A 13,340-nucleotide genomic window follows, 5' to 3' on the forward strand; every position below is an offset into this window, starting at 1 on the left:
TCGAATGACGCAGATTGCGAGCAGCTCGACCCGCCACGTCTTCGCCGCCACGCGCGTGCTGCGCGATCTCATCGCCTATGGGCTGGCGAGCGGCGCGGCGCTGGCGCTCGACTATGGGCTATTGCTGCTCTGTCACAAGACGCTCGGTATTCCCTATCTCGTCGCGGCGGCGATCGGCTTTTGCGGCGGGCTCGCGCTCGTCTATGCGCTCAGCATAGCGGTGGTGTTCCGTGATCGGCGCAGCGTGCGGCCGGCGTCGGAATTCACGCTTTTCTGCGTCATCGGCCTCGCCGGCTTGCTCGTCACCGAGGCGCTGATGCTGCTCCTCGTCGGCCGTCTCGGCTTCGATCCCGCTTTTGCGAAAATTCCGACCGCCGGCGTCGTCTTCCTGTTCAATTTCACCGCGCGCCGCGCGCTCCTCTTCTCGGCGCCGGCCGCCAAGGCCTCTGCGTGAGCGCGCTCGCCGGCGACACGGCGCGCGTCCATGTGCGGACGCGTCGTGAAATTCCGCTTCTCGCCGCCATTATCCCGGCGCTCGCGGGCGCTGCGCTATTGACGCTCCCTCGCGCGCGCGCCGTGTGGAGCGCCGGCGAATTCTACGATTCCGACGACGCCATGCGCGCCGTGCAGCTGCGCGATCTCCTCGCCGGCCAATCCTGGTTCGATATGACGGCGCGAAGGCTCGATCCGCCGGACGGGCTCTTCATGCATTGGTCGCGCATCGTCGATACGCCGCTCGCCGCGCTGGACCTGCTCTTCCGCCTGCTGCTCGCGCCGGAGATGGCGGAGCGCGCGACGCGGCTCGCCTTTCCCTTTCTCTGCCTCGCTCTGCTCTTCGCGCTCGCGGCCTTTGTCGCGCGCGTCATGGCGGATCGCCCGGCGCGCATGCTCGCCGTCTGGCTGGTCTTTCTCTCCGCGCCGATGTTCATGCAATTCACGCCGGGCCGCATCGATCATCACGCGCCGCAGATCGTGCTGCTGATGGCGACATTCGGCCTCATCGCGCTCGGCCTCGACGCGAAGCGTCCTCTGGCGCTCGCGGCTGCCGCGGCGCCGCTCGCTCTGTCGCTCGCGATCAGCCTCGAGAATCTTCCCTTCTTCATCGTGCTGCTGGCGGCGCCGGCGATCCTCTTCCTCGTCGAAGGCGCAGCGGCGTCGCGCCGACTTCTCTCTTTCGCTCTCGGCCTGCTCGTCTTCGCGCCGCTCACTTACGCGGCGACTGTCGCGCCGTCGCGCTATGGCCTTTCTGCCTGCGACGCCTATTCGGCGGTCCATATTCGCGCCATCCTCGTCGGCGCGCTCGGCTTCGCGGCGCTGGCCGCCGCAGCGCCGCGCCTCGAGACGTTTGCGCGCCGCGCCATCGCGCTCGGCCTCGTCGGCGCGGCCGCGCTCGCGGCCTTCGTCGCCAGCGCGCCGCAATGTCTCGGCGATCCGCTGGTCGGGCTCGATCCGCTGCTGCGCGATCTTTGGCTCTCCCATGTCACCGAGGCCAAGCCGCTGAAGGCCTTTGTCTCCGATCCGGCCCTGATGGTCTCCACCGCCGCGCCGGTGCTGCTCGGCCTCCTCGCCGCCATTGTCCTCGCCTGGCGGGAGCGCGGCCTCGCGCGCGGGCGCTGGGCCATGCTGGCGGCGGCGATCCTCATCGGCTTCGCCGCGGCGCTCTGGCAGATTCGCGTCTTTTCTTCGGTCACGCCGCTGGCCATGGTCGCGCTCGCCGGCGCGGCGGCCGCGCTATCGGCGCGCCTCGCTCATGTCATGCCGCTGCTGCGCTGGCTCTCGATCGGCCTGCTCTGCCTCTTCGTCTCGCCCATGGGCCTCGCTCTGGCGCTGCAATCGGACGGCGAGGCCGCCCCGCGCGAGACCCGCCGCGCCTGCCTCGAGGCCGCGGCCTTCTCCGGCCTCGCGGCGCTGCCGCCGGCGCGCATCGTCGCGCCGGTCGATATGGGCGCGCATATTCTCGCCTTCACGCCGCATCATGTCTTCGCCGCGCCCTATCATCGCGACAATCGCGGCAATCGCCTCGCGGTCGACGCTTTTCTGGCCGATCCTGCCGCGGCCGAGCGCCTGCTGCGCGCCGCCGGCGCCGAGCTGCTGTTCTGGTGCGACGGCGGCGAGACCGGCAACGCCCTCATCGAGCGCGCGCCCCATGGGCTGGCGGCCGCCCTCGCGCGTGGCGAGAGCCCCTCCTTTCTCGAGAAAATCCCACTCGAGCGCTCGCCTTTCCATGTTTTCGCCCTGCGTCCTGCGCAATAATATCCCGCGCATCGTTGCTCTTGCCGTAACAGGAATCCGATACCGCCCATGTCCGCTCCGCTGATCGATCGCCGCCGGCTTCTCGTCGCCGCTTCCAGCCTGCCCTTCGCCCGGCCGTCCTTCGCGCAGCAGGCGCTGGAGGCGGAGGAGGATCTGCAAGTGCGCATCGAGAACCGATCCACGCCCGAGCTCTGCGCCGAGAAGGACAATATCGAGCTGGATTTCGTCTCGCCGCAGGTGCGGCGCATGCGCGTGCAGGCGGTTCATCCCTCCTATATCGGCATGATCGGCTCGGACCGCTGGGCGCCGGATTGGACGAGCTGCGATCTCTCGCATGATTCCAAATTCGCCGCCGACGCGCGCCGCCTCACCTTTTGGGAGACGCCGGAATTCTGGCTGGTCGGCTACACCTTCCCCTCCTTCTGGCGGCCCAATGACGTGCCGGTGCGCGTCGGCGACCGGGTGGAGAAGGGCTTTCATCTCGTGCAGCTGTGGATGACCTATCGCGAGCGCGCGGAGGAAATTCTGGTCTTCTATCCGCCGGACGGCTATTGGCGCGCGCGCCCGCTGCCTTTCGAGGATATGCGCTGGACGGCCTATGGCTCCTCCTTCCTCATCGGCCCGGTGGAGGTGCAGGAGCGCCCGATCGTCGCGCTGAAGGAAATCGTCTTCGATCCCGAGACACGCAGCTTCACCCTGCGCTTCCGCCGCGGCGGCGAGGCGAAGATTCGTCTCGGCTCCATCGATCAGGATCGCATCGTGCTCGATGTCTCCTATAGCGACGCAATGCCGGACGGCCTGCCCTTCGCCTCGCTGCGGTCCATGTACACCACGCAATCGATGAGCGACGCGGCGCTGGTCGCCTGGCGCGCCAAGCGCGGCATAGGCTGGCAGGAGGCGCCGGTCATCGGCTTCCCCGGCGCGCCGGCGACGGAAATCTGGCTCGGCCGGCACATGCCGTCGCGGCACAATCTCTCGGCGCCGGATATGGTGTTCGGCAAGTTCCAATCGACGGCGGCGACGGCGGTCAAATGACCGCGCGGCTCCTTTGGCTGGATGTCGCGCGCGGCCTCGCCGTGCTGGCGATGTTCGCCTTTCACTTCGGCTGGGACCTCGGCCATTTCGGGCATATCGATCCCGATATCCCCTATTCGGACGCCTATAAGGCGTTCGGCCATGCGATCGCGTCGAGCTTTCTGTTCATCGCCGGCCTTTCGCTGACGCTCGCGCAGGGGACGGCGTTTCGTGCGCGCGCCTATTGGCGCCGGCTCGCGCTGCTCGTCGGCGCCGCGCTGCTGGTGAGCGCTGGGACCTATATCGCCTTCCCGTCGAGCTTCGTCTTTTTCGGCATTCTGCATTGCATAGCGGCGGCGAGCCTGCTCGCTCTGCCTTTCCTGCGGCTGCCCTGGCCGGCGGCTTTCGCCGCGGGGTTCGCCTTGGTCATCGCATCCTTCTTCGCGCGGGCGTCTTTCTTCGATGCGCCTTGGTTCTGGTGGACGGGGCTTTCGACCTTCGAGCCGATGACCAATGATTATCGCCCGCTCGCGCCCTGGGCGGGGGCGTTGCTCTTCGGCGTCGGCGCGGGGAAGCTGGCGCGTCTACGCCCGGCGACTGCCGCCAGCACGCAAGGCAATGCGGCGACCCGGGCCGTCGCTTGTCTCGGGCGGCATAGCCTCGCGCTCTATCTCTTGCATCAGCCGTTGTTCTTCGCCGGCTTCACCGCCGTCGCCATGCTGCTCGCGCCGATGCAGAATGCGCGGTTCGAAGAAGCCTGCCGCGCGCAATGCGTGGCGTCCGGCGCCAATGCTCAAAAATGCCAGACGGCCTGCGATTGCGCGGCGCGCGAGGCGGCGCGGGAGGATGCGCTGCCCGACGCTGCGACCGACGACGGCCGCGCCCGTCTCGAGCGCATCGCGCGCGCCTGCGTGGTGAAATAGCTTTTGCTCGGGGCCGTCATTGCGAGCGGAGCGAAGCAATCCTTCAGCCGTGAGGCGGCTTCTGGATTGCTTCGTCGCTGCGCTCCTTGCAATGACGGAAAAATGCGGGTCGCTCTCTCGCGCCGCCCTCAATCATTCGGCGCGAGCATATTCTCCGGCCGCACCAGCGCGTCGAATTCGGCGTCCGTCACCTTGCCGGACTTCAGCGCCTCCTCGCGCAAAGTCGTGCCATTGTGATGCGCGGCGCGGGCGATTTTCGAGGCGGCGTCATAGCCGATCTTGGGCGCCAGCGCCGTCACCAGCATCAGCGAGCGCTCCAAGAAATTCTTGATGTTCGCCTCGTCCGGCTCGATCCCGTCGATGCAGCGGGTGATGAAGCTGTCGATGCCGTCGGCGAGCAATATCGTCGATTCCAGCAGCGCCGCGGCGATCACCGGCTTCAACACGTTCAGCTCGAGATGGCCCTGCGAGGCGGCGAAGGTGATGGTGGCGTTATTGCCGAAAACGCGCGTGCAGACCATGGTCAGCGCTTCGACCTGGGTCGGATTGACCTTGCCGGGCATGATGGAGGAGCCGGGCTCGTTCTCCGGCAGCTTCAGCTCGGCGAGGCCGGCGCGCGGGCCGCAGCCGAGCAGGCGAATGTCGCAGCCGATCTTATAGAGGCCGGCGGCGAGCGCGTTCAGCGCGCCATGGGCGAAGACGGCGGCGTCATGGGCGGCGAGCGCCTCGAATTTATTCGGCGCCGTCTGGAAGGGAAGGCCGGTCTGCGCCGCGATCTTGGCCGCGACCGCCTCGGCGAAGCCTTTGTAAGTGTTCACGCCCGTGCCGACGGCGGTGCCGCCCTGGGCGAGCAGAAACAAATCCTCGAGCCCCTGGCGGATGCGTTTGGCGCCGAACTCGGCCTGCGCCGCATAGCCGGAAAATTCCTGGCCCAGCGTGACCGGGGTGGCGTCCTGCAAATGGGTGCGGCCGATCTTGACGATATGCTCGAAGGCCTTGGACTTGGCGGCGAGCGCCGCGTGCAGCCGCTCCACCGCCGGCAGCAGGCGCTGCGAAATCGCGATGGCCGCGGCCACATGAATGGCGGTCGGGAAGCTGTCGTTGGAGGATTGGCCGAGGTTGACATGGTCATTGGGGTGGACCGGCGCCTTGGCTCCGCGGCCGGCGCCCAGCGCCTCATTGGCGCGATTGGCGATCACCTCATTGACGTTCATGTTGGATTGCGTGCCGGAGCCGGTCTGCCAGACGACGAGCGGGAAATGCGCGTCGAGCTTGCCCTCGATCACCTCGCGGGCGGCGGCGGAAATTGCGGCGGCGACCTCGCTCTTCAGCAGGCCCTTCTCGAGATTGGCCTCGGCGGCCGCGAGCTTGACCCGCGCCAGCGCATGGACGATCTCGATCGGCATGCGGCCGACGCCGATGGGGAAATTCTGCCGCGACCGCTCCGTCTGCGCGCCCCAATAGGCGGAGGCGGGAACCTCTATGTCGCCGAAGGAATCGCGCTCGGTTCGGAATTCGGTCGTCTTGTCGGTCATCGGTCTCGCTCGCGGAAAATGATCGGGCTCAAGCTTCCCTATGGGGCATTTCGGCCCGTCTATCAATCATTGCCCGTGCGCGGCAGAATCGATTGCTCGCCGATGTAATAGGAATCGCCGATATCGCTGGTGGAGCGTAGCGCGAGCACCTCGGCGAGGCGATTGCGCGCGCGATTGACGCGGCTCTTCATCGTGCCGGGCGCGCAATTGCAGATGGCGGCGGCTTCCTCATAGGAGAGGCCGGAGGCGGCGACGAGGATCAGCGCCTCGCGCTGGTCGAGCGGCAGCTTCTGCAGCGCGCTGCGAAAATCGAGAAAATCCATATGCGCGTTCTGCGCGGGCAGCGACACCAGCCGCGCGGCTATGGCGCCGTCCGGGTCCGGCGCCTCGCGGCGCCGCTTGCGATAGTCGCTATAGTGGATGTTGCGGAGAATGGTGAACAGCCAGGCCGTGAGATTGGTGCCTTCGGTGAAGGAGGCGAGGCTGCTCCAGGCCTTGACCAGCGTCTCCTGGACGAGATCGTCGGCGCGATCGGCGTTGCCGCAGAGCGAAACCGCGAATGCGCGCAGATTGGGAATCGCCGCGACGAGGTCGGCTTTGGTCCCCTTTCCTTGGGCTTTCGCCGCTTCGGATGTCGACACTATCCCTCCCCGGGCGTCTTCGACCGCTCCGGGGATATCGGGTCGCTCTCGAGACGGTTCAAGAGCTCTAAGAAACGATCCGGGACCGGCTGGCTGAGAACGTCGTCATAGAGCCCGCGCAGCTGCTCGCCGATCTGCTCGCCGAGGTCGCTGGTCTCCGCCGCCTTGGCGCGCGCGCTCCGCTGGGGACGTCGTGAATTCAGCACCACGAGCCCTTCGGGCGCCGCGACCAGGGCGCCGTCCTCCAGAATGCTTTCATTGGCGCTTTCGCTCGTGCTCAAGGCTGCGGCAGTGGACTTCCGGCTGCTTTTTACCATCTGCTCCTCGAGAATTCCCGTGAGGCCCGACTCTGGCGAGCGGACGCGGCCGCGCTATACTGCTTTGCGCCGACCCACGCACAACGCTAATTTTACCAAATAGTTCCCATATATACGGCGGCGATTTGACGCAGCACGGCGCGCCATGATGGCGCGACTTTCGCAACGCGAAACGAGGGACATGATGTCCATTTCTCAGGCTATTCTAAGGCATGTGCCCTATTTGCGGCGTTTCGCCCGCGCTCTCTCGGGCAGCCGCGAAGGGGGCGACGCCTATGTGCTGGCGACGCTCGAGACCGCGGTGGCGGATCCCACCCGCCTCGTCGCCGACGAGGATCTGAAAATCTCCCTCTATCGCCTGTTTCTGGAAATATGGACCTCGAGCCCGATCAACGCCCACACCGACCATTCCGGCGCCGCGAGCGACGATGAGACGGGCGCGCGGCGCAATCTCGACGCCATCTCGCTGCAGCCCCGCATCGCTTTTCTGCTGAGCGCGCTCGAGGGCTTCTCGCTGGGCGAGATCGCGCGCGCGCTCGCGGTGTCCGAGGCGCGGGCGGCGGCGCTCATCGACACGGCGAGCGCCGAGATCGCCGGCCAATTGGCGACCGATGTGCTCATCATAGAGGACGAGCCGCTGATCGCGCTCGATCTGCGCGGGCTGGTCGAGGAGCTCGGTCATCGGGTCGTCGCCGTGGCGCGCACCCATAAGGAGGCGGTCGAGGCCATATCCAAGACTCCACCCGGCCTCATTCTGGCCGATATTCAGCTGGCGGACGGCAGCTCCGGCCTCGAGGCGGTCAATGAAATACTGGGCGCGCTGTCGACCCCGGTGATCTTCGTCACCGCCTATCCAGAGCGCTTTCTCACCGGAGAGCCGCCCGAGCCGGCGTTTCTCATCGCCAAGCCTTTCAGCGTCGACAGCTTGAAAGCGATCATCAGTCAAGCTTTGTTTTTCGACCGACGGTCCCATCTCAAATACAATGATAAGCACAAGTGAGCAATTAGGCCATAGCGTAGGTAATAGCTGATTCTCGTACGTATAGACCACAGGCCGAATTGCGGCAAAAAAAACTTCTATCGGAAGCGAATAGAGCGCAACCTTGTCTTGACTCGGGCGTTGACTCCCGGGGGACAAGAGAAGGTAAAAGATATGACGGCGATCCAGGAACCGAAAAAGTCGAACCGTGGCTTTGCTTCGATGGACCCCGAGAAGCAGCGGGCGATCGCGCGCAAGGGCGGCCAGAACGTTCCCGATGAAAAGCGCAGCTTCTCGCAGAACCCCGAGCTGGCGGCCAAGGCCGGGCGCAAGGGCGGGCAGAGCGTCGATCCGACGAAGCGGAGCTTCTCCCGCGATCACCAGCTCGCCTCCGAGGCGGGACGCAAGGGCGGCCACGCCTCCCACAGCAAGCCGAGAACAGCCGCGGAGTAATCCGCGGCCTTTTTCTTCGCCGTATCGCGGCCGGCTGACGTCAGCGGCGCGAAGGCCTCAGGCGGCGTGGGGCGTGGAGGTTTGCGCGATGATGGAATAGAGGGCCGAAGGGTCCCGCGTCGCGCGAATCGTCGCCACGATCGAAGGGTCGCGCAGCACGCGCGCCGCGCAGGCCAGCGCCTTGAGGTGATCGGCGCCGGAAGCCTCCGGCGTCACCAATAGAAAGATCAGATCGACCGGCGCGCCGTCGAGCGCCTCGAAGTCGATCGGCCGCTCCAGCCGCGCGAAAATCCCGAAGATCGTCTTGATGCGCGCCAGCTTGCCATGCGGAATGGCGACGCCGTCGCCAATGCCGGTGGAGCCGAGGCGCTCGCGCTGCAGCAGCGCGTCGAAGATCTCGCGGGCGGGCAGGCCGGAAATCTCGGCCGCCTTCTCGCTCAGCTCCTGAAGCGCCTGCTTCTTGCTGTTCGCCTTGAGCGCGGGAATGACCGCTTCTGTGGAGAGCAAATCCGCGAGCCGCATGTGGCGTCTATCCCATTCGAGGCCCTGTCGGGGCCGAGCTCCGCCGTCGCGCGTGTCGCGCGCGAAATCGCTGTTGATCATAGGATGCGCCGCGTCGCGCCATTGCGACCCGACCCGCGGCGACGACGGCCGCTCTCATTCGGGTCGCAGGGCGAATTCCATTGGTGAGCAATAAGCATGGCCGCCCTCACAGCTTCATCCAATCAAAAGGCAAGATATATGCCGCCTATTCGCCGCCCGGCGCATCGATCCAACCGATATGGTCGTCGCCGCGTCGGTAGACAACATTGAGCCGACCGGTGTCGGCGTTGCGAAAAACGACCACCGGCGCGCCGGTCAGATCGAGGTCCAAAACCGCGGCCGAGACCGTCAGCCGACGCAGCCGCGACGTCGCCTCGGCGACGATCGTCGGCGCGAATTCCTTGGGCGCGTCCTGTTCCTGATCGGGCGCCTCGAGCACATAGCTCTGCGCCACCTCGCCGTCCTCGCGGGGGGCGTGATGATCCTTCAGCCGGCTCTTGTAGCGGCGCAGGCGCTTTTCGATGCGATCAGCGGCCTGGTCGAAGGAGGCGTAGGGCTCCTGCGCGCGGCCGTCGGCCTGAACGTCGATTCCATTGAGATGCAGGCTGCAATCGGCGCGAAAGCCGGAGCCTTCCGGCGAGATCGTCACATGGCCGCTGAGCTCGCCGTCGAAATATTTGCCGGCGGCGGCCTTCAGCCGGTCGCCGACATGAATCCGTAAAGCCTCGCCGATGTTGATGTTCTTGCCGGACACGCGCAGCGACATATCGGATTCGCCTCGTCCATTGGAGGGCTCGCGCCGGGCGCGGAGCCGCCTTCCCTCGAAAAAAAATCTCGCGATGGTCTCGTGAGCGTCGGTTTCGACCGTCCCCCCACGGTCCTCGCCGCGACGCCGGCGAATGTCCCGGCCCAGCGTTCGAGCGTCATTCTTGCCGTTCGAACGTGGCGGAAGACGGGCCGAGCTCGCATTTGCGCCCTGCCCGCTTCGGCGACAGGCTCTAAGTGCCTCGGCTCGGGAAGTCAATGGGCGAGCGTTTTGCTCATTCCCGTGGCGCCCGGGCGCCTAGGCGCTGCTACGGAGCCGATGAATCGCGTCATTCGAACAGAAAGGGCGCCGTCATTCGCGGCAGGGCGTTCCAGCGGGGCCCGGGACGCTCACAGCGCCGGCGCATTCTCCCGCGCCATCGCCTGCTTGGCGCGGCGTCGATCGACGGAAGAGGGGATGCGCAGGCTGTCGCGATATTTGGCGACGGTGCGGCGGGCGATGTCTATGTCCACCTCCTTGAGCCGTGCGACGATGGCGTCGTCGGAGAGCACGTCGAAAGGGCTCTCCTTGTCGATCATCTGCTTGATCTTGTAGCGCACCGCCTCGGCCGAATGGGCTTCGCCGCCGCTGGTGGTGGCGATGGAGGCGGAGAAGAAATATTTGAGCTCGAATATGCCGCGCGGCGTCATCATATATTTGTTGGAGGTGACGCGGGAGACGGTCGATTCGTGCATGCCGATGGCGTCGGCGATGGTGCGCAGATTGAGCGGCCGCAAATGCTCGACGCCCTTGGCCAAAAACGCGTCCTGCAGCCGCACGATCTCCGAGGCGACCTTCAAAATGGTGCGGGAGCGCTGCTCGAGGCTCTTGGTCAGCCAATTGGCGTTCTGCAGACAGCTCGAGATGAAGGTCTTGTCGCCGTCGCGCTTGGCGCCGGCGCTCACCTTCGCGGCATAGGAGTGGTTGACCAGCACGCGCGGCAGCGCGTCGGAGTTCAGCTCCACCATCCAGCCGCCGTCGCTCGCCGGCCGCACGATCACATCGGCGACCAGCGGCTGGATCGGCGCGCCGCCGAAGGCGCGGCCGGGCTTGGGATCGAGACGGCGAACCTCCGCCGCCATATCCGTCACATCCTCCTCGTCCACGCCGCAGAGCCGCGCCAGGGCCGGGAAGTCGCGCTTGGCCAGCAACGGCAGATTGGCGATGAAAATCTGCATCGCCGGATCGAAGCGGTCGCGCTCGCGCAGCTGAATGGCGAGACACTCTTGCAGATCGCGCGCGGCGACGCCGGAGGGATCGAAGCTCTGGATCGTCGCCAGAACGGCGGCGGCGCGCTCGGGGTCGGCCTCCAGCCGAAGGGCGATCTCGTTTATGTCCTCGCGCAGATAGCCGGTCTCGTCGATCGCGTCGATGATGGCGTGGCCGATCAGCCGGTCGCGCGGGTCGGCGGAGGCGAGGGCGAGCTGCTCGGCGAGATGATCGTGCAGATTGGCGTCCGCGGCGACATAGGCCTCGAGATTGGGCGTCTCGCCATCGCCGCCGACGCCGCTGGCGCCGGTCCAGGAATTGGCCGAGAGGCCCGCGCCCTCGAGCGAGCCCGAGGTGTCGGCGCCGGGACGCTGGCCCTCGAGCTCGAAGGCGTTGCCGATTTCCGTGCCGAGCTCCGCCGCCAGCTGGCCGGCGTCCACCGCGAGGCTCTCCTGCGCCCAATCGCCCTCGCGCGGCTCGCCGACCCCGTCGAAGCTGGCCTCGCCGCCATCGCTGTCGCTGCCGCGCTCCTGCGGGGCGTCGGGGAAATCGTCGGACTCCACGGCCTCGAGCAGCGGGTTTCGTTCGAGCTCCTCATGGAGGAAAGCAGAAAGTTCGAGATTGGAGAATTGCAGCAGCTTGATCGCTTGCAGCAGCTGGGGCGTCATCACCAGGGCTTGGCCCTGACGCATCATAAGCTTGGTGGAAATAGCCATTTTCCGCCTACTCGAAACTTTCCGCCATTACGTACGGCAATGGGCCGCCACAACGGCTGTTCTCGGCCTGTTTCTTGCTTATAGCACGGGGAGGGATTGGGCGCAGGACCATTTATTCGGCGCCCACCGGAAATTCCGCCTAGCAGTTAATCGCCGCGACGCTTCCGGTCGGAATTTCGTTCCAAAAATCACAAATCACATGCGGAAATCTTCGCCGAGATAGATGCGCCGCACATCGGGATGCGCGACGATCTCGTCGGGCGTTCCTTCCGTCAAAACATGGCCGTTGTAGATGATGTAGGCGCGGTCGGTGAGGCCCAGCGTCTCGCGAACGCTGTGGTCCGTTATCAGCACGCCGATGCCGCGCGCCTTCAAATGCCGCACGAGGTCCTGAATGCCGCCGACGGCTATGGGGTCGATGCCCGCGAAAGGCTCGTCCAGCAGCATGAAGGCGGGGCGGCCGGCGAGGGCGCGGGCGATCTCGCAGCGCCGCCGCTCGCCGCCCGAGAGCGCCACCGCCGGCGTGCGGCGCAGGCGCTCGAGCTTGAACTCCTCCAGCAACGCGTCCAGCTCCTGCTCGCGCAGGCGCTTGTCGGGCTGGGTGATCTCCAGCACGGCGCGGATATTGTCCTCGACCGTGAGCCCGCGGAAAATCGACGCCTCTTGCGGCAGATAGCCGATGCCGAGCCGCGCCCGTCGATACATGGGCAGGCCGGTGACGTCATAGCCGTCGAGCGCGATGACGCCGCGATCGGGCTTCACTAGCCCGGTTATCATATAGAAAACAGTGGTCTTGCCGGCGCCATTGGGGCCCAGCAGGCCCACCGCCTCGCCGCGCGCCACATGCAGGCTCACATCCTCGACGACGCGACGGGTCTTATAGGCTTTGGCGAGATGCTGGATCGACAGCACGCCCTTATGCGTGGCGATCTCGGCCTCGGAATAGGACGCGGGGTCGGCGCCGATCTCGGGCGTCTCCTCGGCGCCTAAATTATCGGCGCCCTCTTCGATCCGGGCGTCGATTTCGGCCGAAAAACGCGCCGAAGCCTCCGCTCGGGCGGGACGGCGCAGGCGCAGCCGTTCCCCGATCCGGCTCAATAGGCCGGGTCGGGCGTCGCTCGCGGATGGGTAGGATCGAAAGCTCAAGCCTCAGCGCCCTGCACGAGAGAGACGGACCGCGAAGATCGCGCGCCGCTCGCGACGATCCTAAGCTTTCTCGACCAAAAACCCTCGTTACTTTTTTGCAATCCGGTAAACCGCGATCAGGCCCAGGGCCGAGTCGCGGCCGTTTTGGCCTCGAAAGCGTCGATCGCGCCGGCCTTTTGCAGCGTGAGGCCGATATCGTCCAGCCCCTCGAGCAGGCAGTGCTTGCGGAACGGATCGATGTCGAATTTCACGACGCCGCCGTCCGGGCCGCGAATCTCCTGCGCCGGCAGGTCGATCGTCAGCGTGGCGTTGGCGCCGCGCGCAGCGTCGTCCATCAGCTTCTCGAGCTCCGCCTGCGTGACCTTGATCGGCAGAATGCCGTTCTTGAAGCAGTTGTTGTAGAAGATGTCGGCGAAGCTGGTGGAGATCACCGCCTTCACGCCATAGTCCAGCAGCGCCCAGGGGGCGTGCTCGCGCGACGAGCCGCAGCCGAAATTATCGCCCGCCACCAGAATCTTGACGTCGCGATAGGCCGGCTTGTTGAGCACGAAATCGGGATTGTCCGAGCCGTCGTCCTTATAGCGCAGCTCCGAGAAGAGACCCTTGCCGAGGCCGGTGCGCTGAATCGTCTTCAGATATTGCTTCGGGATGATCATGTCCGTGTCGATGTTCATGATCGGCAGCGGCGCGGCGACGCCGGTGAGGGTGACGAATTTTTCCATTTCGGACTGTCCTGGAGCCTCGGGCGCGCGGGGCGCTCTCCGGCGCCCTTTAGCAAATCGTCGCCAAAGGCGCAAAGCAGGCGA

The 13,340-nt window shown here is 66.0% G+C and carries 14 protein-coding genes; 6 read left to right on the forward strand and 8 right to left on the reverse strand.

Annotation, left to right across the window (positions count from 1 at the left end; translation table 11 throughout):
- The first annotated feature begins 4 nt into the window (after positions 1-4).
- The 4 genes from ACT53T_RS01335 to ACT53T_RS01350 are packed head-to-tail and all read left to right on the forward strand — an operon-like array spanning position 5 to position 4,190.
- The gene (locus ACT53T_RS01335; protein ID WP_476159610.1) at positions 5-454 is read left to right on the forward strand and encodes a GtrA family protein; all 450 of its coding nucleotides are present in this window, start codon (positions 5-7) and stop codon (positions 452-454) included.
- Complete coding sequence (locus ACT53T_RS01340) at positions 451-2,253, forward strand: hypothetical protein (RefSeq protein ID WP_476159612.1); 1,803 nt, start codon at positions 451-453, stop codon at positions 2,251-2,253. The genes ACT53T_RS01335 and ACT53T_RS01340 overlap by 4 nt, the downstream gene beginning before the upstream one ends.
- A gap of 48 nt (positions 2,254-2,301) precedes the next feature.
- Positions 2,302-3,288, forward strand: coding sequence for a hypothetical protein (locus ACT53T_RS01345; protein WP_476159614.1), 987 nt, complete (start codon positions 2,302-2,304; stop codon positions 3,286-3,288).
- A complete protein-coding gene (locus ACT53T_RS01350; RefSeq protein WP_476159616.1) occupies positions 3,285-4,190 on the forward strand; it encodes a heparan-alpha-glucosaminide N-acetyltransferase in 906 nt (301 codons plus the stop codon). Before ACT53T_RS01345 ends, ACT53T_RS01350 begins: the two co-directional genes overlap by 4 nt.
- 128 nt (positions 4,191-4,318) lie before the next feature.
- On the opposite strand, the gene fumC is transcribed toward ACT53T_RS01350, so the two are convergent.
- The 3 genes from fumC to ACT53T_RS01365 all read right to left on the reverse strand — a co-directional run bounded on the left by fumC (position 4,319) and on the right by ACT53T_RS01365 (position 6,647).
- Positions 4,319-5,725 (reverse strand): class II fumarate hydratase, encoded by a 1,407-nt coding sequence (fumC, locus tag ACT53T_RS01355; protein WP_476159617.1) that lies wholly within the window; start codon positions 5,723-5,725, stop codon positions 4,319-4,321.
- A 62-nt stretch (positions 5,726-5,787) separates the two neighbouring features.
- Positions 5,788-6,366 carry a sigma-70 family RNA polymerase sigma factor gene (locus ACT53T_RS01360; RefSeq protein ID WP_018267325.1) on the reverse strand — a complete coding sequence of 193 codons (579 nt, stop codon included), beginning with the start codon at positions 6,364-6,366 and terminating at the stop codon, positions 5,788-5,790.
- Positions 6,366-6,647: a NepR family anti-sigma factor gene (locus ACT53T_RS01365; protein WP_476159619.1), complete on the reverse strand. Its 282-nt coding sequence runs from the start codon at positions 6,645-6,647 to the stop codon at positions 6,366-6,368. The genes ACT53T_RS01360 and ACT53T_RS01365 overlap by 1 nt, the downstream gene beginning before the upstream one ends.
- A 220-nt stretch (positions 6,648-6,867) precedes the next feature.
- Here ACT53T_RS01365 and ACT53T_RS01370 point away from each other — a divergent pair, with 220 nt between their 5' ends.
- Together ACT53T_RS01370 and ACT53T_RS01375 are read left to right on the forward strand one after the other, a co-directional pair.
- On the forward strand, positions 6,868-7,683 hold the full coding sequence (locus ACT53T_RS01370) for a response regulator (protein WP_026191565.1): 816 nt from the start codon (positions 6,868-6,870) through the stop codon (positions 7,681-7,683).
- A gap of 153 nt (positions 7,684-7,836) precedes the next feature.
- Entirely contained in the window at positions 7,837-8,115 is a 279-nt protein-coding gene (locus ACT53T_RS01375) for a con-10 family general stress protein (RefSeq protein ID WP_026191564.1), read from the forward strand.
- Between the two features lie 57 nt (positions 8,116-8,172).
- On the opposite strand, the gene ptsN is transcribed toward ACT53T_RS01375, so the two are convergent.
- From ptsN to leuD, 5 genes are all read right to left on the reverse strand, one after another.
- The gene (gene ptsN, locus ACT53T_RS01380; protein ID WP_026191563.1) at positions 8,173-8,637 is read right to left on the reverse strand and encodes a PTS IIA-like nitrogen regulatory protein PtsN; all 465 of its coding nucleotides are present in this window, start codon (positions 8,635-8,637) and stop codon (positions 8,173-8,175) included.
- A gap of 226 nt (positions 8,638-8,863) precedes the next feature.
- Positions 8,864-9,424 (reverse strand): ribosome hibernation-promoting factor, HPF/YfiA family, encoded by a 561-nt coding sequence (gene hpf / locus ACT53T_RS01385; protein ID WP_400770216.1) that lies wholly within the window; start codon positions 9,422-9,424, stop codon positions 8,864-8,866.
- A gap of 389 nt (positions 9,425-9,813) precedes the next feature.
- Positions 9,814-11,388: an RNA polymerase factor sigma-54 gene (gene rpoN / locus ACT53T_RS01390; protein ID WP_476159621.1), complete on the reverse strand. Its 1,575-nt coding sequence runs from the start codon at positions 11,386-11,388 to the stop codon at positions 9,814-9,816.
- Between the two features lie 195 nt (positions 11,389-11,583).
- Positions 11,584-12,486, reverse strand: coding sequence for an LPS export ABC transporter ATP-binding protein (gene lptB / locus ACT53T_RS01395; protein ID WP_018267318.1), 903 nt, complete (start codon positions 12,484-12,486; stop codon positions 11,584-11,586).
- Positions 12,487-12,650: 164 nt separating this feature from the next.
- Positions 12,651-13,256 (reverse strand): 3-isopropylmalate dehydratase small subunit, encoded by a 606-nt coding sequence (gene leuD / locus ACT53T_RS01400; RefSeq protein ID WP_476159623.1) that lies wholly within the window; start codon positions 13,254-13,256, stop codon positions 12,651-12,653.
- Positions 13,257-13,340: the final 84 nt, after the last annotated feature.

The sequence above is a fragment of the Methylosinus sp. DMC45 genome, assembly GCF_056313885.1.